The 22,290-nt window shown below is 70.7% G+C and carries 21 protein-coding genes, 1 tRNA gene and 1 other RNA gene; 15 read left to right on the forward strand and 8 right to left on the reverse strand.

Annotated features, from left to right (window positions below; genetic code table 11):
• Positions 1 to 13: 13 nt before the first annotated feature.
• The 4 genes from Q0833_RS11340 to Q0833_RS11355 all read left to right on the forward strand — a co-directional run bounded on the left by Q0833_RS11340 (position 14) and on the right by Q0833_RS11355 (position 5,730).
• On the forward strand, positions 14 to 538 hold the full coding sequence (locus Q0833_RS11340) for a hypothetical protein (RefSeq protein WP_298434235.1): 525 nt from the start codon (positions 14 to 16) through the stop codon (positions 536 to 538).
• Positions 539 to 631: 93 nt separating this feature from the next.
• The gene (locus Q0833_RS11345) at positions 632 to 1,939 is read left to right on the forward strand and encodes an O-acetylhomoserine aminocarboxypropyltransferase/cysteine synthase family protein (protein WP_298434238.1); all 1,308 of its coding nucleotides are present in this window, start codon (positions 632 to 634) and stop codon (positions 1,937 to 1,939) included.
• 43 nt (positions 1,940 to 1,982) lie between these two features.
• Complete coding sequence (locus Q0833_RS11350) at positions 1,983 to 2,792, forward strand: N-acetyltransferase (RefSeq protein ID WP_298434240.1); 810 nt, start codon at positions 1,983 to 1,985, stop codon at positions 2,790 to 2,792.
• Between the two features lie 166 nt (positions 2,793 to 2,958).
• Complete coding sequence (locus tag Q0833_RS11355; protein WP_298434243.1) at positions 2,959 to 5,730, forward strand: hypothetical protein; 2,772 nt, start codon at positions 2,959 to 2,961, stop codon at positions 5,728 to 5,730.
• Between the two features lie 7 nt (positions 5,731 to 5,737).
• On the opposite strand, the gene Q0833_RS11360 is transcribed toward Q0833_RS11355, so the two are convergent.
• The gene (locus Q0833_RS11360) at positions 5,738 to 6,082 is read right to left on the reverse strand and encodes an ArsC/Spx/MgsR family protein (RefSeq protein WP_298434246.1); all 345 of its coding nucleotides are present in this window, start codon (positions 6,080 to 6,082) and stop codon (positions 5,738 to 5,740) included.
• 144 nt (positions 6,083 to 6,226) lie between these two features.
• On the opposite strand from Q0833_RS11360, the gene Q0833_RS11365 reads away from it, so the two are divergent.
• Positions 6,227 to 6,436: a cold-shock protein gene (locus Q0833_RS11365; protein WP_298434249.1), complete on the forward strand. Its 210-nt coding sequence runs from the start codon at positions 6,227 to 6,229 to the stop codon at positions 6,434 to 6,436.
• Positions 6,437 to 6,898: 462 nt separating this feature from the next.
• Here the strand turns inward: Q0833_RS11365 and Q0833_RS11370 are convergent, their stop codons facing one another.
• The gene (locus Q0833_RS11370; RefSeq protein WP_298434252.1) at positions 6,899 to 8,797 is read right to left on the reverse strand and encodes an acyl-CoA synthetase; all 1,899 of its coding nucleotides are present in this window, start codon (positions 8,795 to 8,797) and stop codon (positions 6,899 to 6,901) included.
• Positions 8,798 to 9,009: 212 nt separating this feature from the next.
• Between Q0833_RS11370 and Q0833_RS11375 the strand changes: the two genes are divergently transcribed.
• Positions 9,010 to 9,618, forward strand: coding sequence for a DJ-1/PfpI family protein (locus Q0833_RS11375; RefSeq protein ID WP_298434255.1), 609 nt, complete (start codon positions 9,010 to 9,012; stop codon positions 9,616 to 9,618).
• 6 nt (positions 9,619 to 9,624) lie between these two features.
• On the opposite strand, the gene Q0833_RS11380 is transcribed toward Q0833_RS11375, so the two are convergent.
• Positions 9,625 to 11,406, reverse strand: a complete 1,782-nt coding sequence (locus Q0833_RS11380; RefSeq protein WP_298434258.1) for an ABC transporter transmembrane domain-containing protein — start codon at positions 11,404 to 11,406, stop codon at positions 9,625 to 9,627.
• Between the two features lie 124 nt (positions 11,407 to 11,530).
• Between Q0833_RS11380 and Q0833_RS11385 the strand changes: the two genes are divergently transcribed.
• Entirely contained in the window at positions 11,531 to 11,704 is a 174-nt protein-coding gene (locus tag Q0833_RS11385) for a hypothetical protein (protein WP_298434261.1), read from the forward strand.
• Between the two features lie 32 nt (positions 11,705 to 11,736).
• On the opposite strand, the gene Q0833_RS11390 is transcribed toward Q0833_RS11385, so the two are convergent.
• Positions 11,737 to 11,807, reverse strand: a tRNA-Gly gene (locus tag Q0833_RS11390).
• 115 nt (positions 11,808 to 11,922) lie between these two features.
• Between Q0833_RS11390 and gatC the strand changes: the two genes are divergently transcribed.
• The 8 genes from gatC to Q0833_RS11430 all read left to right on the forward strand — a co-directional run bounded on the left by gatC (position 11,923) and on the right by Q0833_RS11430 (position 17,024).
• Complete coding sequence (gatC, locus tag Q0833_RS11395; RefSeq protein WP_298434265.1) at positions 11,923 to 12,210, forward strand: Asp-tRNA(Asn)/Glu-tRNA(Gln) amidotransferase subunit GatC; 288 nt, start codon at positions 11,923 to 11,925, stop codon at positions 12,208 to 12,210.
• A complete protein-coding gene (gene gatA, locus Q0833_RS11400) occupies positions 12,207 to 13,694 on the forward strand; it encodes an Asp-tRNA(Asn)/Glu-tRNA(Gln) amidotransferase subunit GatA (RefSeq protein ID WP_298434268.1) in 1,488 nt (495 codons plus the stop codon). Before gatC ends, gatA begins: the two co-directional genes overlap by 4 nt.
• Before the next feature lie 28 nt (positions 13,695 to 13,722).
• The gene (locus Q0833_RS11405; RefSeq protein WP_298434271.1) at positions 13,723 to 14,499 is read left to right on the forward strand and encodes a hypothetical protein; all 777 of its coding nucleotides are present in this window, start codon (positions 13,723 to 13,725) and stop codon (positions 14,497 to 14,499) included.
• A 4-nt stretch (positions 14,500 to 14,503) separates the two neighbouring features.
• A complete protein-coding gene (locus tag Q0833_RS11410) occupies positions 14,504 to 15,199 on the forward strand; it encodes an N-acetylmuramoyl-L-alanine amidase (RefSeq protein WP_298434274.1) in 696 nt (231 codons plus the stop codon).
• A 10-nt stretch (positions 15,200 to 15,209) separates the two neighbouring features.
• Positions 15,210 to 15,571, forward strand: an RNA gene (gene rnpB / locus Q0833_RS11415) — RNase P RNA component class A.
• Positions 15,572 to 15,743: 172 nt separating this feature from the next.
• On the forward strand, positions 15,744 to 16,118 hold the full coding sequence (locus tag Q0833_RS11420; protein ID WP_298434277.1) for a PAS domain-containing protein: 375 nt from the start codon (positions 15,744 to 15,746) through the stop codon (positions 16,116 to 16,118).
• A 119-nt stretch (positions 16,119 to 16,237) separates the two neighbouring features.
• Positions 16,238 to 16,405: a 50S ribosomal protein L33 gene (gene rpmG / locus Q0833_RS11425; protein WP_055661766.1), complete on the forward strand. Its 168-nt coding sequence runs from the start codon at positions 16,238 to 16,240 to the stop codon at positions 16,403 to 16,405.
• Between the two features lie 124 nt (positions 16,406 to 16,529).
• Positions 16,530 to 17,024, forward strand: coding sequence for a GNAT family N-acetyltransferase (locus tag Q0833_RS11430; RefSeq protein ID WP_298434288.1), 495 nt, complete (start codon positions 16,530 to 16,532; stop codon positions 17,022 to 17,024).
• Positions 17,025 to 17,057: 33 nt separating this feature from the next.
• On the opposite strand, the gene Q0833_RS11435 is transcribed toward Q0833_RS11430, so the two are convergent.
• The 4 genes from Q0833_RS11435 to Q0833_RS11450 all read right to left on the reverse strand — a co-directional run bounded on the left by Q0833_RS11435 (position 17,058) and on the right by Q0833_RS11450 (position 22,165).
• Positions 17,058 to 18,221: a DUF1501 domain-containing protein gene (locus tag Q0833_RS11435; RefSeq protein ID WP_298434291.1), complete on the reverse strand. Its 1,164-nt coding sequence runs from the start codon at positions 18,219 to 18,221 to the stop codon at positions 17,058 to 17,060.
• A gap of 4 nt (positions 18,222 to 18,225) precedes the next feature.
• Positions 18,226 to 19,569 carry a DUF1800 domain-containing protein gene (locus tag Q0833_RS11440; RefSeq protein ID WP_298434294.1) on the reverse strand — a complete coding sequence of 448 codons (1,344 nt, stop codon included), beginning with the start codon at positions 19,567 to 19,569 and terminating at the stop codon, positions 18,226 to 18,228.
• 43 nt (positions 19,570 to 19,612) lie between these two features.
• The gene (gene aspS / locus Q0833_RS11445) at positions 19,613 to 21,385 is read right to left on the reverse strand and encodes an aspartate--tRNA ligase (protein ID WP_298434297.1); all 1,773 of its coding nucleotides are present in this window, start codon (positions 21,383 to 21,385) and stop codon (positions 19,613 to 19,615) included.
• 87 nt (positions 21,386 to 21,472) lie between these two features.
• Positions 21,473 to 22,165 carry an HAD-IA family hydrolase gene (locus Q0833_RS11450; protein ID WP_298434300.1) on the reverse strand — a complete coding sequence of 231 codons (693 nt, stop codon included), beginning with the start codon at positions 22,163 to 22,165 and terminating at the stop codon, positions 21,473 to 21,475.
• Positions 22,166 to 22,290 lie beyond the last annotated feature (125 nt).

The raw sequence follows: 22,290 nt of genomic DNA on the forward strand, positions 1-22,290 counted from the left end.
CGAAAGGCCCGCCATGATCCGCCTCGCCCTGCCCGCCCTCGCGACCGTCCTCGCCGCCACGTCGGCCATCGCACAGGAGACCGTTCCCGCCTCGGCCACCGTCGACGCCGCCCGCGCCCAGATCGAGTCGCTGGCCGCCGAGATGGATGTCGACGGCGACGCCCGCATCTCGCTGGACGAGTTGCAGGGGGCGGCGGCCGAGATCTTCCCCTCCATCGACGCCGACGGCTCGGACGGGCTGACCCGCGTCGAGTTCCTCGGTTGGGAGTTCGGGCTGGCCGAGATGGCCGCGTTCCGGGGCCGCACGCAGGGCTACGAGGCGGCGATGGGGATGGTGTTCGACCTCTTCGACCGGGATGGCAGCCAGGGGATCGACGCGGCGGAGTTCGAGACCGCGATGGTCGAGTCGCATGCCTATGCCGATCTCGACGGCGACGCGGCCCTCTCCGCGGCGGAGTTCCGCTCCAACTTTGTGGTCAACGTCGCGCTGCGCAACGCCCTGGTCCCGCAGGAGGTCCTCGCGGCGCGTCGTCCCTGAGATCCGTCCGCGGCCCCCACCGATGCTATGCGCTGGCCCCGCCCGCCGGGGCGGCGTATCCTCGCGCGCGACGCACGAACCCGAGGACACGCCATGACCGAGACACGCCAATACGGCTTCGACACCCTGCAGGTCCATGCCGGCGCCCGGCCAGACCCGGCCACAGGCGCGCGGCAGACGCCGATCTACCAGTCCACCGCCTACGTGTTCCGCGATGCCGAACACGCCGCAGCACTCTTCAACCTGCAGGAGGTGGGCTACATCTACTCGCGGCTGACGAACCCGACCGTCGCCGTGTTGCAGGAGCGGATCGCCACGCTAGAGGGCGGCGTCGGCGGGGTCTGCTGCTCTTCGGGGCACGCGGCGCAGATCATGGCGCTCTTCCCGCTGATGCAGCCGGGCTGCAACGTGGTCGCCTCGACCCGGCTCTACGGCGGCACGGTCACGCAGTTCAGCCAGACCATCAAGCGCTTCGGCTGGTCGGCCAAGTTCGTCGATTTCGACGATCCGAAGGCCGTGGCCGACGCCATCGACGACGACACCCGCGCGGTCTTCGGCGAGGTGATCGCCAATCCCGGCGGCTGGATCATGGATATCGACGCCATCGCCAAGGTCGCCGACGACGCGGGCCTGCCGCTCATCATCGACAACACCACCGCGACCCCCTACCTCGTGCGCCCGATCGAACACGGGGCCACGCTGGTCGTCCATTCGACCACCAAGTACCTAACCGGCAACGGCACCGTCACCGGCGGCTGCGTCGTGGATTCGGGCAAGTTCGACTGGTCCAAATCGGGCAAGTTCCCGTCCCTCTCCGAGGCCGAGCCCGCCTATCACGGCTTGCGCTTCCACGAGACCTTCGGCGCGCTGGCCTTCACCTTCCACGGCATCGCCATCGGCCTGCGCGACCTCGGGATGACCATGAACCCCCAGGCGGCGCATTACACGCTGATGGGGACCGAGACGCTGTCGCTCAGGATGGACCGCCACGTCGCCAATGCCGAGAAGGTCGCGGGCTGGCTGGAGCAGCACCCGGCGGTCGAACACGTCACCTATGCCGGTCTCGCGTCCTCGCCCTATCACGACCTCGCGAAGAAGGTCTGTCCCAAGGGCGCGGGCGGGCTGTTCACCTTCGCGCTCAAGGGTGGCTACGACGCCTGCGTCAAGTTCGTCGACAGCGTCGAGATCTTCAGCCACGTCGCCAATCTGGGCGACACGCGCAGCCTCGTCATCCACTCGGCCTCGACCACCCACCGGCAGCTCTCGCCCGAGCAGCAGGCCGCGGCGGGCGCGGGACCGGACGTGGTGCGCGTCTCGATCGGGATCGAGGATGCCGACGACCTGATCGCCGATCTGGACCAGGCGCTGGCCAAGGCCGCGCCGCAGATGGCCGCCGAGTGACGGACGCACGCGCGGCGAACGTCGCCGCGCGTCGCACCCGACGATGACGGATCACGAGGTCTTCGGGACGGACGAGCAGCGCGCGCTACTGCGCCGGGGCCGCGCGATGGCCGAGCTCGTGGCGGGCGATCCGCGCTACAGCTACTACGGACGGACGGTCGGCCTCATGACCCCCGAGGATGGCGATCTCGACCGCCTCTCGGCGCTGATCCGGGTGCAGGGCAATGCCAGTTACGCGGCCGTGCCGACCGACGATGCCGCCGCGATTGCGGGCGACCTGACGGCGCGGGGCTTCGTGCCGGTGCGCTACGACACGTGGGAGGGCGGCGCAGACGCCCTGGAAGCCGCCCGGGACGTGGTCGCCCGCCACGAACTGCCGGACGACCTGACCCTCGTGACGCTCGATGCCGCGACCGCGCCAGGGACCGTGGCGTCGTTCGCCGCGATGGCCCTCGGCTGCGGCGTGCTTCCGCTCAGCGGCGACGTGATGCGCGGGGCCGCCGGGCCCGCGATCTGCGTCGCGGCGGTCGACGGCGCGGGCGCGGTGATGTCATGCGCCGCCTCGGCCGCTTATGCGCATCCCGACCATCCGACCTGCGGCGGGCAGGCGTGGTGGGGGATGCTTGCCACCGATCCCGCGCGACGCGGCGAGCGGCTGGCGCTCATCCTCGGGGCGCACGCGATGCTCGAGATGGCGCGGCGCTTCGAACTCAGCCGGTTCATGACAGGCGTCGCGCGTGGGAATGCGCCGTCCGAGGCCGTTTGCAGGCGCATGGGGCTAGCGGTGGCGGGTCACGAGGTCGTCGGCGCGGCCGATCCGGGCGCGCTGGCCGGGGGCCGGATGACCAAGTGACCCGCATCTCCCGCCACACCGCGCGCCGGGCCGTCCCGGATTGCCGCCCCGCGCCAGACGCTTGCGGGGCTGGGTCCGCTTTCCTTGGGCGCGAACCTGCCCTAGACTCGGCGCTTCACCCGTCGCCACTTCGCGGCGCCGCGCCCCCTGTGCTAGCCCCGGACCGATGACGCCAGAAATCGCCCTCCACCTTTCGCTCGACGGCATCGCCGTCCTGTCCCGCGCCCCCGAGGGCGGCTGGTGGCGCGAGGGGGTCGTGCGGCTCGATGCCGAGGACATGGCCGAAGGGTTGACGCGTTTGCGTGACCGGGCCGCCGCCCGCGTCGGCGAGGGATTCACCTCGGTCCTGATCCTGCCCGACAGCCAGCTGCTCTACACGTCGCTCGAGCGCGACGACCGCAAGCCCGACGAGACGATCCGCGCGTTCCTGAAGGGGCGGACGCCCTATGCCGTCGAGGATCTGGCCTATGACTGGGAGCAGCGGGGCGATCGGCTGCAGGTCGCCGTCGTCGCCCTCGAGACGCTGCTCGAAGCCGAGACCTTCGCCGCCGATTTCGGCTTCCGCCCGGTTGCGGTCGTGGCCGACCCCGAAGACAGCATCTATCCCGGTCTGCCGAATTTCGGACGCACCGGCATCGCCACGGAGCTGTTGGGCGGCGCGACCTTGGACCTGAATCTTGGCGACGGCTTCGATGTGACCCCGGCCCCCGCACCGCCCGCGATGCCCGAGCCGGAGCCCGAGCCGGAGATGGCGGCCCCCGAGCCGGATGACGCGCCCCCCGCAGAGCCCGAGCCCGAGCCCGAGGTGACGGCATCCGATCCGGCGGAGACGGCCCCCGCCGAACCTGAGCCAGAGCCGGTGGCGGCAGCACCCACCATACCCGCTCCCGCCCCCGCGCCGGAGCCCGAGCCGGTCGAGGCCGCATTGCCCGAGGCCGCGGCGGAGACGCCCGCCCCTGATGATGCGCGCGAGGCCGCAACACCCGAGGCACCGCAGCCGAAGGAGGAGCCGATCTTCGCGCGCAGCCGGAAGGCGATCGCGGAGGCCGATGCGGAACACCAGCCGACATTCTCGACCCGGCGCAAGCCCGACGCGCAGCCCGAGCCGCTCGAGGAGGTGCGTATCGCGCCGCGCCTGACCACCCCACCCCGGCCCGGCACGCCGCCGCCGCCCCGATCGGGAACGGCCGCACCGACCGTCCGGATCGAGCCGCGGGCCGACGGCATTGCCGCATCCACACCCGCCGCAGCACCCGCGGACCGCCCGTCGAAGGTCGCGCCCGTGGTCGCCGCCGCGGGGGGCCTCGCCGCGACGATCGGCGCGCTGCGCGCCCGCCGGTCCGAACGGCGTATCGCCACCGAAGAGGAGAAGGCCCGCGCCGCCGAGGCCGAGGCGTTGGCACTGCCGGGGCTCGCCCGCGAGAAGGCGTCTCAGCCCGAGCGCTCGGGGCTGGGCCTCGGGCTTTACCTGACGCTGGGCCTCCTGGCGCTGCTGGCCGTGGTCGGGCTCGGGGCGGCGTTCCTCGATGGCGGCGACCCGGTCGAACAGGCCGTGGTCGCGCCCGAACCCGCCCTGCCCGTGCCGGATGCGCCCGCCGCGCCCGACAGCGGCCCGGTCATCCTGACCGACACCGTCCCGATACTGCCCGTCGAAGAGGCGCCAGCCCCGGACGCACCCGCGGCCCCCGACGCGCCCGAGACCGACCTCGCAGCACTTCTGCCCGCGCCCGACGGCACCAGCACCGCCTCGCCGATCCCCGATCTCGTCGACCCGCCGCTGCCCGTGCCCGGGGCCACGCCCGAGGAGCTGGCTGAGGCCGATGCGCCCGAGGCCGATCCCGGCCCGCTCGAGGTGTTCTCGGCGCGGGGCGCGTTCGAGGCCGCGCCGACCCCCGCCGCCCCCGAGCCGCAGGACGCCGCCGAGATCTACCTCGCCTCAATCGATCCGGTGGTCGCCGCCGAGGACGCCGTGGCGCTGCCTGCCGCGCGGACGCCGGAGGACGGGTTCACGCCGCAGACCCTGCCCGCGCCGCCCGGCGTGGTCTTCGATACCGATACCGAGACGGGCCTGATCGCGCCGTCGCCCGAGGGGGTGCTGGCACCGGGCGGCTTCGCGCTGGTGTCCGGGCGTCCGGACGTCATGCCGACGCCGCGCCCCGGCGATGCCCCGGTCGCAAGCGAACCCGATGCCGGGGCCGCCGCGGAGTTGGACGACGAGGCGCGCGCCATCCTGCGCCGCACCCGTCCGGTCGAGCGCCCGACCGATGCCGCCGAGCAGGTCGAACGCCAGAGCTTCGGCGGCCTGACGCGCGAGGAGATCACGCGCACGCGCCCGCAGCCCCGCCCGACCTCGATCCAGGACGCCGCCGTGCGCCGCGCGCAGGAGAGCGAGACCGCAGATCGCATCGCCGCCGAGCAGGATGCCGCAACCCAGACCGCCGCCGAGCAGGCCGCGATCGAGGCCGCCGCCGCCTCGCTGGCCAGCCGGGGGGCGCAGACCGCGCCGACCGGCCCGGTCTCGGAGCTGGCGCTGGTGCAATCCGACCGGCCCCGGACGCGGCCCCGCTCCGTCGAGCGGGACGCGGCGCGGATCGTCACCCAGCGGCGCCAGCAGGCCTCGGCCGCCCCGGCCGCCGCCGCCGCGACCCCGCAGGCCCGGCAGGCCGACCAGGGCAGCCCGCAGATCCGCTCGGCCGGGGGGAACGTCGCCCGCGCGGCGACGGAGCGGAACCAGCTGCGCCTCAACCGGATCAACCTGATCGGGGTCTATGGCCGCCCCTCGGCGCGTCGCGCGCTGGTGCGGCTGTCGAACGGGCGCTACGTCAAGGTCGAGGTGGGCGACCGGCTGGATCGCGGCCGCGTCGTCGCCATCGGCGAGGACCAGCTCGTCTATCAGAAGGGCGGGCGCAATGTCGGGCTGAACCTGCCCAACGGCTGAGCCCGCGTCAGAGCCCGAACGCTGCCCGCGTCGCCGGGCTCCACCCGATCCGCACGTTCGCGCCGTCCTCGATCACCGGTCGCTTGATGAGCGTCGGGAGCGCCGCCATCAGCTCGATCGGATCGCCCGCGCGCGCCTCCGCATCAAGGCCGCGCCACGTGGTCGAACGGGTATTGAGGAGTGCGTCGCCCACCGCCTCCCGCCAGCGCCGGATCTCGGCCGCGACCGGCACCGATTCGCGCAGATCGCGCCATTCGACCTCGTATCCTGCCGCGCGAAGCGCCGTTCGCGCCGCACGACAGCTGTCGCATTGGGCAATGCCGTGCAGGATAAGGGCGGTCGCGTGCGTCATGCCCCGGGTCATGCCCGGCGGTCTTGACAGAATCAATGCAGCCCTTAGCTCAAATGATGTGTTCGTCGGGCACGGAGGCCCCGTGCTTGCGTCCACCATGCCGCCGCGATGTTGCGGGCGGGACGACACTTGAGGAGACCCGGTATGGCCACGGGCACCGTGAAATGGTTCAATACGACAAAGGGATACGGCTTCATCGCCCCCGATGACGGCGGCAAGGACATCTTCGTCCACATCTCCGCGGTCGAGCGCGCCGGACTGACCGGATTGCGCGACAATCAGAAGGTGGAATTCGAGATGCGCGAGGGCCGTGACGGTCGCTCCTCGGCGTCGGATCTCGTCCCGCTGGACTGACCGACCCCCCATCCGATCCGAACCGATCCGCCGAGACGAGCGGGCCGGGATGTCTGGACGCCTGCGAAAGCGGGCGTCTTTTGTGTTTGGGATCGCAGGACGGGACGCCGCCGGGCCCCAACGTCGGGACGACGGGGGCGGAGGCGCGGTCGGCCTGCCCCGTCGCGTGTCGCGGGGCCATGATATGGCGGCTGCGTGCAGCTCGGGCGGTCGAACGGACCCGGTCCAATGGGCCACGACCTCTGGATGGAAAACCGGCGCCGCGCCCTGGTGTCGGGCGGGCGGGTTCCGGCACAGGCCGTCGGCCTGCGATCCTGACCGGGGCGATGTGCCCCGGTCCACCGGCGGGCGGATGAACCCGTCGCTTTCGTTTGCTGTCGACAGGAGGGGTTGTCCGGTCGAGCGGTTAACGCCTCGTGAATGCGCGCATCAAAACGCGCGAGACCCTTCGCTCCACCGGGCTCAGTCGGCCCATTCCCAAGGCGTCGTGTAGTTGCCCATGACGGCGATCACGTCCCGTTCCTCGACCTCTCCGGTCTTTGCCAGCTTGGCCACGAGACCGCGGCGCTTGTCCTCGGTGACGCTCGCGACCTTGGCCGAAACGCCGGCATCGGCGAGGGCGGCGTCGAAGATCCGCGTGATGGCCCGCTTGCGCAGGTCGGGCTTGAAGACCTTGCCGACGGCGGTCTTCGGCAGCTCGTCGAGGATCTCGATATGCTTGGGATGCGCGGCGCGTTCGCCGACATGCTCCTTGCAATGCGCGATGAGGTCGTCGGGGCTGCAGGACGCGCCCGAGACCAGCTCGACATAGGCGCAGGGCAGCTCGCCCGCGAAGGCGTCGGGCTGGCCGATGGCACCCGCCATGGCGACGGCGGGGTGACCGGCCAACGCCTCCTCGATCTCGGCGGGGTCGATGTTGTGACCGCCGCGGATGATGAGGTCCTTGGCGCGGCCCGTGATCCAGAGATAGCCATCCGGGTCCATCCGGCCCAGATCGCCCGTCCGCAGGTAATGGCGACCGTCGACCACGTGGTAAAGGTTCGTGTTCTTGTCGGCCTCGGTATAGGTCGCGCCGTCGCTGACGCCCGGGTTCGAAACGCAGATCTCGCCCACGGTGTCGGCCGCGCATTCCTCGGCGCCGTTGCCCTTCTCCATCAGGATCTTCACGTCGCAATGCATGAAGGGGATGCCGACGGAGCCGATCTTCTTCTCGCCGTCCACCGGGTTGCAAGAGACGAGGCAGGTCGCTTCGGTCAGGCCGTAGCCCTCGACCACCGTGACGCCCGTGTCGCGCTCGAACCGCTTGAAGAGTTCGACCGGCAGCGGCGAGGAGCCGGAGAACGCCGTCTTGATCGACGAGACATCGGCATCGACGGGGCGCTGCATCATCGCGGACATGGCGGTCGGCACGGTGATGAGGAAGGTCACCTTCCAGCGTTCGATCAGCTTCCACATGTTGTCGAAGACGCCGTCGCCCCGGTAGCCTTGGGGCGTGGGGAAGACGACATGCGCGCCGGACGCGACCATCGCCATCAGGATCACGTGGCAGGCGAAGACGTGGAACAGCGGCAGCGGGCACATCACCACGTCCTGCTCGGAGAAGAGCAGGCGATGGCCGACCCAGCCGTTGTAGATCATGCCGGAATAGCTGTGCTGCGCGACCTTGGGCATGCCGGTCGTGCCGCCGGTGTGGAAATAGGCCGCGACGCGGTCGCCGGTGGCATCCGCGAAGGTCAGCTTGTCCTTCGGCTGCTTGGCCACCTCCTGCGTCCAGTTGAGGACGCGGGCCTTGTGCTTGACCTCGACCTTGGGCCGCAGGAGCGGGACGATCAGCTTCTTCAGACCGGTCAGGTAGCGGTGCAGGTCGACCTCGAGCACGGTCTCGACATTCGGGGCCAGCGCCACGGCCTCGGCGACCTTCTGGGCCACGTCGGTCTTCGGAAAGGCGCGCAGCGTCACGACGACCTTGGCCTTCGTCTCGCGCAGGATGGCGCCAATCTGCTCGGGCTCGAGCAGGGGATTGATCGGGTTGGCGATGCCCGCGACGGCCCCGCCCATCAGGACCATCGCTGTCTCGGTGCAGTTCGGGAGGACGTAGGCGACGGTGTCGGTCTCGCCGACGCCGAGGCTGCGGAAGAGGTTCGCGGCCTGCGTGACCTGGGCGCGGAATTCGGTCCAGGTCAGGGTCTCGGCGGGATCGGACGGGCCGGAGAAGAGCTGGTAGCTGATCGCGGGCCGGTCGCCATGCGCGGCGGCGGTGTTCGACAGAAGCTCGTAGAGCGTGGTGGCCGGTTGGGCGTCGGACCAGGGTTCGGCACCCTCGATATCCAGAATGTCCTGCTTGTTGGCAAAGCTCGCCATGTATTCCTCCCTGGGCGTCCCGCAGCCCTCCCGCCACAGGTTCGCGCGTAATTGGGGGTCGCACAAGCGGAACGCAAGACGGACGCTACGGCGGACGGGGCCATGAGGCGGCGCAATCCGCGTCGGGATGGACCCGGCGGGCGGGTCTGTGTGAGGACGAGGCAGGTTGGCGGGCCGCAGGCGCCCGGCCCCGAGCGGCGAGGACGAAGACGATGAGAACGATGGCGGCGCTGGTCTTTCCCGGCTTTCAGACGCTCGACTTCTTCGGCCCGATCGAGATGCTCGGCGGCTTTCGCGACGAGATCGAGGTGGTGACGGTCGCCCAAGGATCGGACCCGGTCGTCAGCCGGCACGGACAGCGGATCGTCGTGGACCGCACGATCGCCGAGGGGACGGAGTACGACCTTCTGTTCCTGCCCGGTGGGGACTCCGCCCTCGACGCCGCCAGGGACCCCGCCCTGATGGACTGGATCCGCACGGTCTCGGGCTCCGCGGAATGCGTGCTCGCCGTCTGCACGGGAACCGTCCTTCTGGGGATGACCGGCGTGCTGGACGGGCGCAGGGCGACGACCAACAAGCTCGACTTCACGGCCACCGTGCCGCTGGCGCCCAGGGTCGAGTGGGTGCGGCAGGCCCGCTGGGTCGAGGACGGCACGTTCTTCACCTCGTCCGGCGTGTCGGCGGGGATGGACATGGCGTTGGGCGTGGCCGCCCGGCTGTTCGGGCGCGCGAAGGCCGAGGAGATGGCCTTCGGCTCGGAATACATCTGGAACAGCGACCCGGAGCGGGATCCGTTCGCCGGGCCGGCCGGGCTGGTCTGAGGGCGGCTACTCCGCCGCGAGGCCGTCGGTGAATTGAAGCCGGGCGAGGCGCGCATAGAGGCCGCCTTCGGCCACAAGCTCGTCATGGGTGCCCTGTGCCGCGATAGCGCCGTCCTGCATGACGACGATCCGGTCGGCCTGCTTCACCGTGGCTAGCCGGTGCGCCACGATGATGGTCGTGCGTCCCTCGGCCAGCGTGGCGACAGCATCCTGCACGGCGCGCTCGCTCTCGGCGTCGAGCGCCGATGTCGCCTCGTCGAGCAACAGGACCGGCGCGTCGCGCAGGATGGCGCGGGCGATGGCGATGCGCTGCTTCTGTCCGCCCGACAGCATGACGCCCCGCTCGCCGACATAGGTGTCGTAGCCCTCGGGCAGGGCGGTAAGGAAGTCATGCGCGGCGGCGGCCTTCGCGGCGGCCTCGACCTGCGCGTCGGTGGCCTCGGGATTGCCGAAGCGGATGTTGTCGCGCGCGCTCGCCGCGAAGATCACCGGGTCCTGCGGCACCAGCGCCATGCGGGCGCGGAAGCCGGCGCGATCCATCTCCCGCAGGTCGGTGCCGCCCAGCGTGATGGACCCGGCATCGGGGTCGTAGAAGCGCTGCAGGAGCTGAATCACGGTCGATTTGCCCGCGCCCGACGGGCCGACCAACGCGACCGTCTCGCCCGGCGCGACATGCAGCGTCACGTCGTCGAGCGCCGCGACGCCCGGACGGGTCGGGTAGCGGAAGGTGACACCCTCGAAGGCGATGGCCTCGCCCAAGGGCAGGGTCGCCGGGGCCTCGGGATCGGTGACGTCGTCCTCGACCTCCAGAAGCTCGACAAGTCGTTCGGTGGCACCGGCGGCGCGTTGCAGCTCGCCCCAGATCTCCGACAGGGCGGCGACCGCGCCCGCTACCATGATCGCGTAGATCAGGAACTGGATCAGCTCGCCCACGGTCATGACGCCGCCGCGCACGTCGCGCGCCCCGATCCAGAGCACGCCAACGATGCCCGCGAAGGTCAGCAGGATCACGATCACGGTCATGATCGCGCGGACACGGATGCGGGTGCGGGCCGAGAGGAAGGATTTCTCGGTCACGTCGTCGAAGCGATCCGAGGCTTCGTGTTCGAACGTGTAGGCCTGCACGGTCTGGGCCGAGAGCAGCCATTCGGACGCCTTGCCCGAGGATTCGGCGATCCAGTCCTGGTTCTCGCGGCTGAGCGTGCGGAGGCGGCGGCCGAGCACGATGATCGGCACGATCACGGCGGGCACGATCAGGAGAACGAGACCCGAGAGCTTGGGCGCCGTCCAGAGCATCAGCGCAAGGCCACCCATGAAGATCAGCATATTGCGCAGCGCGATCGAGACCGACGAGCTGACGACAGACAGCAGGAGCGTCGTGTCGGTCGTGATCCGGCTGAGCACCTCGCCAGTCATGATGCCGTCGTAGAAATTGGGCGACATGCGGATCATGCGCGCGAAGACCGCCTTGCGGATGTCGGCCACGACCCGTTCGCCCAGCCGGGTGACGAGGTAGTATCGCAGCCCGGTCCCCAGCGCGAGAAGCGCCGCGATCACGAGCGCCCACGCGAAGTAGCGGTCGAGCAGGCCCGCGGCCCCGGTCTGGAACGCGTCGACCACCTGCCGCACCGCGAGGGGCAGCACGAGCGACACGCCCGCCGTCAGCGTCAGCGCCGCCAGCGCCGCGACGACCATGCCGATATGCGGACGGAAGAACGGCGTCAGCGCCCTGAGGCTGCCGATACGCTTGGACCGCGCGCGATCCGCTTCCTTGGCGATGTCGGCCATGGGCCCTCCGGTCTGGGGTTTCGAGGTAGCCGCGCGCGGCTGGAGGCGCAAGAACGACGCGGCGGCTTCGGGCTTGACCGTGGCGCATCGGGGACGCGAGGCTGCGCAGCGGGGGGCGCAAGCGATGTACAATCCGATCGATGTGACCGCGATGGTGTTCTACGGGCTGGTCTGCATGGCGCTGGCCGGGTTCGTCCCGGCGTCCCGGCGGCGCGGGATCCGGCTGGCCATCGGGGCGGCGGTCGGCGTCGCGGCGGCGGTGGTGCTGCACCTGGTGCGGGGACCGCTGGGCCTCTGACGGCGGCAGCCGGGGCGGTCGAGGGAAACCGGAGCGGGCGGCGGGAATCGAACCCGCATCATCAGCTTGGAAGGCTGAGGTCTTACCATTACACAACGCCCGCGCGCCGATGGCCCCGTCTATCGCCGGGCCGGGGGGCGGCGCAAGACCCGTGGGCCGTATTGAACCCCGTCCCGCCCGGCGCTAGACCGCCCCGGACCCGCAGCCCCGGAGGCCCCATGTCCATCGACCGAGAGACCGCACGCCGCGTGGCGAAGCTGGCGCGCATCGCCGTGCCCGAAGACCGGCTGGACGCGCTCGCGGGCGAGTTCAATTCGATCCTCGGCTTCATCGAGCAGTTGCAGGAGGTCGATGTGGACGGGGTCGAGCCGATGGTCTCGGTCGAGCCGATGCGCCTGAAGCGCCGCGAGGACGTGGTGACCGATGGCGGCCAGCCCGAAGCCGTGCTGGCCAATGCCCCCGAAGCCCGCGAAGGGTTCTTCGCCGTCCCGAAGGTGGTGGAATGAGCGACCTGACCGACCTCACGATCGCCGGCGCCCGCGACGCGCTGCGCGCCGGCGAGACGACCGCCGTCGCCCTGACCGAAGCGCATCTGGAGGCCGTGGCCGCCTCGGGCACGCTCAACGCCTTCGTGCATCACACGCCCGAGATCGCCCGCGCCCAGGCCGAGGCCGCCGATACCCGCATCGCGCGGGGCGACGCGCCCGACATGTGCGGCATCCCCATCGGGGTGAAGGACCTCTTCTGTACCAAGGGCGTGGCCTCGCAGGCCGGGTCTGCGATCCTCGATGGCTTCAAGCCGGAATACGAAAGCACGATTACCGACCAGCTCTTCCGCGACGGCGCGGTGATGCTGGGCAAACTCAACATGGACGAGTTCGCGATGGGCTCGTCGAACGAGACCTCGACCTATGGCGACGTGGTCAACCCGTGGCGCGCGGGCAATTCCGACGCGGCGCTGACGCCCGGCGGCTCGTCCGGCGGGTCGGCGGCGGCGGTGGCGGCACGGCTCTGCCTCGGCGCGCTGGGCACCGATACCGGCGGCTCGATCCGCCAGCCCGCGGCCTTCACCGGCATCACCGGCATCAAGCCGACCTATGGGCGCTGTTCGCGCTGGGGCATCGTGGCCTTCGCCTCGTCGCTCGACCAGGCGGGACCGATGACGCGCTCGGTGCGCGACGCCGCGATCTTCCTGCGGGCCATGTCCGGGCACGACCCGAAGGATTCGACCTCGGCCGATCTGGCGGTGCCGGATTTCGAGGCGATGCTGACCGGCGACATCAAGGGTCAGACCATCGGCATTCCGCGCGAATACCGCATGGAGGGCATGCCCGAGGAGATCGAGACGCTCTGGTCGCAGGGCACCGAGATGCTGCGCGACGCGGGCGCCGAGATCCGCGACATCAGTCTGCCGCATACGAAATACGCCCTGCCCGCCTATTACGTGATCGCGCCCGCCGAGGCGTCGTCGAACCTCGCGCGCTATGACGGGGTGCGCTTCGGGCACCGCGCCGCGCTGGGCCAAGGCGATGGCATCACCGAGATGTACGAGAAAACCCGCGCCGAAGGCTTCGGCGACGAGGTGCAGCGGCGCGTGATGATCGGGACATACGTTCTGTCGGCGGGGTTCTACGACGCCTACTACAACCGCGCGCGCCGCGTGCGGACGCTGATCAAGAAGGATTTCGAGGACGCGTTCGCGGCCGGCGTCGACGCGATCCTGACGCCTGCGACGCCGTCCTCGGCCTTCGAGCTGGGCGCGATGGCCGATGCCGACCCGATCCAGATGTATCTCAACGACATCTTCACGGTGACGGTGAACCTCGCCGGGCTGCCGGGCGTCGCGGTGCCCGCGGGGCTCGACCGGCGCGGCCTGCCAATGGGCCTGCAGCTGATCGGCAAGCCTTGGGACGAGGGCGGATTACTGAATGTTGCAAGCGTGATCGAGGCGCGGGCGGGCTTCGTGGCGCGTCCCGACAAGTGGTGGTAGTCTCGCGCCAAGAGCAGACGAGGCAGACATGCGTGTTCACTTCACTATTGCGGCCCTCGGGGCCGTCCTGATCCTTTCCGCCTGCGAGCCGCCGGTCCCCGAGAGCGGGGTGGGCGGCGCGGCCTTCGAGACGCCCGAGCAATACGCCGCCCGCCGCGAGGCGCAGCTGCGCGGCACGCCTGCGCCCATCACCCCGCAGGCCACCGTGCGCCCGCCCGACACGCCGGTCCCGGTGCTCGGGCCTCAGGCGACGACCCTGCCCGCCCCCGCGCCCGGCACGACCTCGGAGGCGGCACAGATCGCCAGCCAGACGCGCGCCGTCCTCGGGGCACCGCCCGCGGCGTCGGCCGCCCCCGCCCCCCTGCCCGGTCCGGCAACGGCCGCGGTGAACCCCGGCGAGCTCGACCGCGACAATCCCAATATCAGCCGCGAGCAGGACTTCGCCGCCGTCTCGGCCGAGCGGAGCATCGAGGACGATGCAGCCCGCGTGCGCGCCGCGCGCCAGCAATACCAGCTCGTCCAGCCGACCGAGCTTCAGCGCCCCAATGACAGCGCGCCCAACATCATCGCTTACGCGCTCAACGATGCGCAGGCCGTGGGCACAAAGGCCTTCCGCCGCAATCCGCTGAGCTCGAACCGCCGCTCCGAGCAGCGCTGCGCGGGCTACCGGACGGCGGATGTCGCGCAGGAGGAGTTCCTCGCGGCGGGCGGGCCGCAATCGGACCGCCTGAACCTCGATCCCGATGGTGACGGCAACGCCTGCAGCTGGAACCCGGCGACCTTCCGCGCGCTCGTCCGGCAATAGGCGCATGGCGGTCGTCGACCGGCCCAGCCCCAATCACGGACCGCGCCGCGACGGGCGGACGCGGCCCGACCTGGTGATGATCCATTACACCGCGATGCAGGGCGGGCCCGAGCCGGCGCTGACGCGGCTCTGCCTGCCCGAGGCCGAGGTGTCGGCGCATTACCTGATCGGCGAATGCGGCACGGTGTTCCGCCTCGTCGACGAGATGGCGCGCGCCTGGCATGCCGGGGCCGGGTGCTGGGGCGCGTCGTCGGACCTCAATTCGCGCAGCGTGGGGATCGAGCTGTCGAATGACGGCTTCTCGCCCTTCCCGGCGGCGCAGATGGACGCGCTGGAGGACCTCGTGGGCGATATATGCCGGCGCCACGGGATCGGCCCGGCGGGCGTGATCGGCCATTCGGACGCGGCGCCGGGGCGCAAGATCGATCCGGGCCGGCGCTTCGACTGGCGGCGGCTGGCGCGGCGGGGACTGGCCGTCTGGCCGGACGCGGAACCGGGCGACGCGCCGGATGCGGCGGCGTTCCGGGCGCTGGCGCGACGGGCGGGCTATACCGCGGACGTGGATGACGGGACGCTTCTGAATGCGGTGCGGCTGCGGTTCCGGCCCTGGGCAACGGGGCCGCTGGACCGGACGGATATGGGGCTGATCGCGGACCTCGCGGCGCGCTTCCCCGTTGACGCAGGCGAGGCCGCCGTCTAGCCGCGACGGCGCGGGGGGCCGGGCGGCCGCGGGCAGCGATGCCCGAGGAAAGTCCGGACTCCACGAAGCGACGGTGCCGGGTAACGCCCGGACGGCGAGAGCCGATGGACAGCGCCACAGAGAACAGACAGCCCCGCATGCGGGGCAATGGTGAAACGGTGCGGTAAGGCGCACCGGGGGGGCGGCGACGTCCCCCGCATGGCAAGCCCCACCGGGAGCAATGCCGAATAGGGATCGCGCATGGGGCCGCTTCGCCTCGCGGTCCGGGTTGGCAGCTTCAGGCCCGCGGCGACGCGGCGCCGAGATGAATGGTCGCCGATGGCGGGGGTGACCCCGCCGGAACAGAATCCGGCTTACAGGCCCCCCGCAGCCTTTCCGATTCGCGCCCGCGCGGCGCCCCGGCGCCCGCCCCGACGACGGCGCGACCGGCGGCATCCGGCCGCGCGGAATCCCGCGCATTCGCGAATCCGCTTGCCCGTTGAACAATTTCGGCCGCAGGATCGTTGGCATCCGACTCGACGCGAACAGAAAGGTGGCCCCGGACATGCGTGCCGCCGCCGAATCCCCGACCACGACCCTCGCGCCCGCGCCCCGGGCGTTCGACGACCTCCTGACAGACGCGTGTGCGGGGACGGCAGTGGTCCATCGCGACGGGCGCATCCTCGCGACCAACGAGGCGCTGCTGGAGGGGCTGGGCTTCGCGCCCGAGGACGATCTGACCGGCCTGCCCTTCGCCAGTCTCTGGCACCATGGCGAGCGGCCCTCGGTCGCCGCCGCGATGCGCCGCGCGCGGGCCGGGGCCGAGGAGGAGCTGTCGCTGAACCTCGCCTATCTGCAGGGCGAGACGCGGGGCTGCGTCGTTACGCTGCGCCCGGTCGAGACGGCACCCGTCCTTCTGGTGCAGATGGAGTGCGACTGAGCCATCCGGCGCAACGCCGCGCGCACCCTTGACAGTCGGGGTGCGGCGGATAGAAGGCAGCTTCCGGATTCAAGGGCGACGCGCGCGTGTCGCGGCCCGACCGACGCAGGAGACACCCGATGGCGAAGCCCACCACGATCAAGATCCGGCTGAATTCCTCTGCCGGCACCGGCCACTTCTACGTGACCAAGAAGAATGCCCGCACCATGACCGAGAAGATGGTCGTGCGGAAGTTCGACCCCGTCGCGCGCAAGCACGTCGAGTACAAGGAAGGCAAGATCAAGTAAGGAATCGCCTATTCGGGCGTCACTTACAGAAAGGTTAACGCGACCTTAACCGATCCCGATCTAGAGGGGCCATGCAGACAATCCGTCTGCGTGGCCCTTTTCGTTTTCAGATCGGAGATTATCCATGACCTACACCCTGCGTCCTGCGCGGCCCACGGACCGGCCCGTCGTCGACAACCTGCTGGGGGCGGTCTATCCGCGCCTGCTGCTCGACGATTACGACGACGTCGCGGTCGACGCGATCCTGCCCCTCATCGCCAAGGCCAATCCCGACCTTCTCGACAGCGGCAGCTATTACATGCTGTTCGAGCACGGTGACCTCGTCGCCGTCGGCGGTTGGACCGAAACGGCCCCGGGCGATGACATTCCCGAGGGCACGGCCCATGTCCGGCATTTCGCGACCCATCCCGATCGGCTGAAGCGGGGCCATGCCGGTCGGCTGATGGACCATGTGCGCACCAAGGCGCGCGCGCGGGGAATCAAGCGGCTGGAATGCCTGTCGTCGCTGAACGCGCGGCCGTTCTATTCCAAGCTGGGGTTCCGGGATCACGGGGTGGACGAGGCGCCGATTGCGCCCGGCATCACCTTCCCGGTCGTGCGGATGGCCGCGCAGCCCTGACGTCGCGGCGGCCGGGGGCGCGCGCCCCCGCCGTCATGCCAGAAGACCCGGATCGCGCCCCATCTCGAGCCCCGGAAAGACGAGGCTCGAGAGCGTCGCGCGATCCGTCCCGAAGAGACCGTGCAGCGCCCAAGCGGCGTAGGCGCGGACGTCGCGCGTCGGCATGAGGTCGCGGCGATCGAGGAGCTGCGCCTCGGCCAGGCCGGGCCAGTCGCCCCAGACCTGGCCGCCCATCAGCGCGCCGCCAGCCAGGATCATCGTGCCGCCGGTCCCGTGATCGGTGCCGCGCGTGCCGTTCTCGGCCGCTGTGCGCCCGAACTCGGTCATGCAGAGCACGACCGTCCGGTCCCACTCGGGCCCAAGATCGGCGCGCAGCGTGCCGAGGCCGCGCCCGAGCAGGCGCAGGCCGCGCGTGATCTCGCGCGTCTGGGCGTTGTGCGTGTCCCAGCCGCTGATCGAGAGGGCGGCGATCCGCGCGTCCTGCCGAAGCTGGGCTGCCGCGAAGGAAAAGAGCGCGTCGGTCTGCGCCTGCCGCCCGCCGCCGCCGTCGATGGACGAGCCCGAGAGCGAGAGCGCATCCTCGGCCGCGTTCCGAAAGAGCGGGTCGTCGTGATAGACATGCAGGAGCAGGTCCGCCGTCGCGGGTGCGAGATCGAGCCGCGCATCGGGCGCCCAGCTCGCGTGATCTGCCGCGCCCCGGAGGAGCAGCATGTCGGTGCGCCCGACGGCGAAGGCCGTGCGGCCATGGGTGCCGGGCGTGGTTTGCAGCAGGCGGTTGAGCCAACCGTCGCGGGTCGCCAGCGGCGGCACCTCGCCGGCGGTGCCCGCCTCGAGGATGTCCTGCCCGTCGAAATGGCTGCGCTTGCCGCGATAGGGCGTGCTGACCGCCTGCGCGAAGCCGAGATCGCCTTCGTCCCACCAGGGCGCGAGATCGGCAAGGCCGGGGTGGAGCGCGTGAAAGCCGTTGAGGTCGAGAGCGCCCGCATCCGGGCCGATCGGGAACCCGGGGCGGAGCCGGGCGAGATCCGGGTCGCCATAGGGCTGAAGCGCGTCGAGCCCGTCCATCGCGCCCCGCAGGATGACGACGACGAGACGGGCGTCACCGGGCAGGGCCGCAAAGGCCACGGGCGCCATGAAGGGCGACGCGGCGAGCGAGCATCCGATGCCCTGGAGAAACGCGCGGCGGGTGGGGATCATCGGGTCACCTCCGGTTGAACGCGGGAGAGGCGAGGACGAGCGAGATGCCCGCCGCCCGCTCCTCGGCGGCGGCGGCGGCAAAGCGCAGGCGCCCGTCGGCCAGCGGGCCCAGCGCCGTCTCGACGAAGTCGCGCGGGTCGGGCAGGTCGCCCAAGGCCTCGGGGAGTGCGATGGCCCAGCCGAGCCGCGCGGCCAGAAGCTGCGGCGTGATCCATTCGGGCGCAGCCTCGGGCCAGCCCTGCGGTCCTGGCGGGCGCAGCCAGGTCTGTCCCATCCGCTCCAGCGGCTGGTTGGCGAGGTTGCGGAGCGCGGGCACATCCGCCTCCATGATCGCGCGACCGCGGCCCAGCGCCCGGAGCCCGGCGGCCAGAAGCTCCATCGGGCGGCGGACCTTGGCCAGCGTCGGCTGCCACGCGGCGTCGTGGTCGAGCATCGTGGCATAGACCGCCATCAGGTCGCCGCCGGTCCGCGTCCAGGTGGCAGTCATCCGGGCCACGAGATCGGGGTCGGGCGTGTCGGCGACGAAGTGCCGCGCGAGCTTGGTCGAGAGGTGCCGCGCGGTGTCGGGATGGACGGCGAGGTCGGCCAGCACGCGGTCGATATCGCCCCGGTCGGGCTCGGCCCCGCCATAGCTGCGTCCGAGAACGGTCTCGGCGCCCGGTTCGGCCTGGTTGTGGCGGAACTGGGGATCGCCTTCGCGCGTGATGCTGAGGCCGGTCAGAAGCTCGGCCAGCTGGCGGACATCGGTCTGTCTATAGGCCGCGCCCGCGCCCAGCGTGTGCAGCTCCAGCACTTCGCGGGCGAGGTTCTCGTTGATGTTGCCGCCCGAGCGGCGGCCGCGCGGCGAGTTCGGCCCGGTCGAGCCCCAGTTGTCGAGATAGATCACCATCGCCGGATGGGTCACGGCGGCGGTCAGAAGGTCGGCGAATGACCCGGCGAGATGGGGACGGATCGCCGCCTCGTGATAGCTGGGCACCGAACGGCGCAGCAGGCCGCGCCCGCCCGCGACGGCGAAGTGATCGGCCCAGAACCAGGCCAGCCGTTCGCGGAACCCGTCTTCGGTCAGGGCGGCGCGGGCCAGCGCGCGGGCAAGATCCTCGTGATAGGCGACGACCATGGCGCGCTGGGCGGCGCGGAAGGCGTCGGCCCCGCCGTCGCGGCGCGCGCGGCGCAGGCGAATCCAGTCGAGTGCCGCGGCGGCCCGCATCTCCCAGGACGGCTGCGGCCAGGCCTTGGCCATGCGGTCGGGCCCGGACAGGCGCAACAGGAGGTCGCCTGCGTCCCGCGGCGCCGCGATGTCGGGCGCGCGGCCCGTGCCGAAGCGGATGGCGGCAAGTGTCGAAATCATCCCCGATAGATAGGCGGCAGAGGCCGCCGATCACAGGGTTCGTTCAATCTGTCGGCATTCGGCGCAGGCCGAGTTCCGCCAGCTGGCCCGGCAGCGGCTCGGACGGGGCGCCCATCATCAGGTCTTCGGCGCGCTGGTTCATCGGGAAGAGGATGACCTCGCGGATATTCGCCTCGTCCGCGAGAAGCATGACGATGCGGTCGATCCCGGCCGCACAGCCGCCATGGGGCGGCGCGCCGTACTGGAACGCCTTGACCATGCCGCCGAAGCGCTTGCGGACCTCGTCCTCGCCGTAACCGGCCAGCTCGAAGGCCCGGAACATGATCTCGGGGCGGTGGTTCCGGATCGCGCCCGAGACCAGTTCGTAGCCGTTGCAGGCGAGGTCGTACTGATAGCCGAGAACGTCGAGCGGATCGCCCTCCAGCGCCTCCATCCCGCCCTGCGGCATGGAGAAGGGATTGTGGCTGAAGTCGATCTTGCCGTCGTCATCGGCCTCGTACATCGGGAAATCGACGATCCACGCGAAGGCGAAGCGGTCCTTGTCCGTCAGGCCCAGCTCGTCGCCGATTACCGTCCGCGCCCGTCCCGCGACGGCTTCGAAGTCCGAGGGCTTGCCGCCCAGGAAGAAGGCCGCGTCGCCGACGCCCAAGCCCAGTTGCTGACGGATCGCCTCCGTGCGCTCGGGTCCGATGTTCTTGGCGAGGGGGCCAGCGGCTTCGAGGCCGTCGCCCTGGTCACGCCAGAAGATGTACCCCATGCCCGGCAGGCCCTGCTCCTGGGCGAACTTGTTCATCCGGTCGCAGAACTTGCGCGACCCGCCCGTGGGGGCGGGGATGGCGCGAATCTCGGTGCCGTCCTTCTCGAGGAGCGAGGCGAAGATGGCGAAGCCGGAGCCCGCGAAATGCTCGGACACGACCTGCATCTCGATCGGGTTACGCAGGTCGGGCTTGTCCGTTCCGTACTTCAGCGCGGCATCGCGGTAGGAGATGAGTGGCCAGTCCGCATCGACCGTGCGCCCGCCGCCGAACTCTTCGAAGAGCCCCGCGATCACCGGCTGAATCGTATCGAATACATCCTGTTGCGAGACGAAGCTCATCTCCATGTCGAGCTGGTAGAAATCGGTCGGCGAGCGGTCGGCGCGGGGGTCCTCGTCGCGGAAGCACGGCGCGATCTGATAGTACTTGTCGAACCCCGACACCATCAGGAGCTGCTTGAACTGCTGCGGCGCCTGCGGCAGCGCGTAGACGCGGCCCGGATGCAGACGCGAGGGGACGATGAAGTCGCGCGCGCCCTCGGGGGACGACGCGGTGATGATCGGGGTCTGGAACTCGTTGAAGCCCTTCGACCACATCCGCTCACGGATGGAGCGCACGACGTTCGAGCGCAGGATCATGTTCTTCTGCATCTGCTCGCGGCGCAGGTCCAGGAAGCGGTACTTGAGGCGCGTCTCCTCGGGGTATTCCTGGTCGCCGAACACCATCAGCGGCAGCTCGTCGGCCTTCCCCAGCACCTCGAGGTCGCGGATGAAGACCTCGATCTCGCCCGTGGGGATCTTGGGGTTCACGAGGCCCGCATCCCGCGCTTTCACGGTGCCATCGATGCGAATGCACCATTCCGAGCGAACCTTCTCGACCTCGGCGAAGACCGGGCTGTCGGGATCGCACAGAAGCTGCGTCATGCCGTAATGGTCGCGCAGGTCGATGAAAAGCACGCCGCCATGGTCGCGGACACGGTGCACCCAGCCGGAGAGGCGGACGGTCTCGCCCACGTTGTCGGCGGTGAGACCGGCGCAGGTATGGGTGCGGAAGGCGTGCATCGGAGGCTCCACGGGGGGTTTGGGACGTTCGGGCCTATCGACACGCGCGGGCCCGAGGTGTCAACACCGCCGGGTCCCGCCGGAGCGTCACTGTGCGGCGAGCTTGCGCCCCGAGGCACGTCCCATCACCAGAAGGCGCGGGCGCAGCGTCTCGACGATGAGGACGCTGGGCTGGAAGGGCCGCTCCGCGGCGGCGGCGCCGGGGAAACCGATGATGTCGAGACCGGCCTCGATCGCGGCCTCGGCACTCTCGGGGGTGTCCTCGATGGCGAGCGCGTGATCCGCGTCGACCCCCAGGTCGCCCAGCGCGCGGCGGTAGATGTCGGGGGAGGGCTTGGGGTGCTCGACCATGCTGCGGTCGCCGATCCAGTCGAAATCGCCGGCGCGCACCTCGGGGGCGAGCGCTCGGAGGATGGCGTCCACCTGCCGCCGGTCCGTCGTCGTGGCGAGGCCGACGGCAATGGATTCGGAGCGGCAATGGGCGATCATCTCGACCACGCCGTCGCGCGGCGCGAGGCCCTCGCTGGCGATGAGAGCCTCGAAATGGCGGATCTTGGCGTCATGCAGGGTGGCGGCGTCGACCGGGTCCCCGGCGTCGCGGGCATAGGTTTCGATACGGGCCCGCCCGCCGGGACGCAGCAGAAGCTTGCGGTAGCTGTCGCGATCCCAGACCCAGTCGAGGTCGGCGTCGGCGAATGCACGGTTGTAGGCGCGGCGCTGGAGCTCCGTGGTCTCGGCGAGGGTTCCGATCGCGCCGAAGAGCAGGGCTGAAACAGACATGTTTCTCTCGTCGTCTTTGGGGTGGTCGCCCGTCGCAAGAACCGGTGACGGGGCGTTCGGTTCCATCCGCAGCCCGAAATAGGCGGCGGATGGCCTGTCGCGATGGCTTGCACCCCCGCCCCCGC

The sequence above is a fragment of the uncultured Jannaschia sp. genome (assembly GCF_947503795.1).
Classification (GTDB): domain Bacteria; phylum Pseudomonadota; class Alphaproteobacteria; order Rhodobacterales; family Rhodobacteraceae; genus Jannaschia.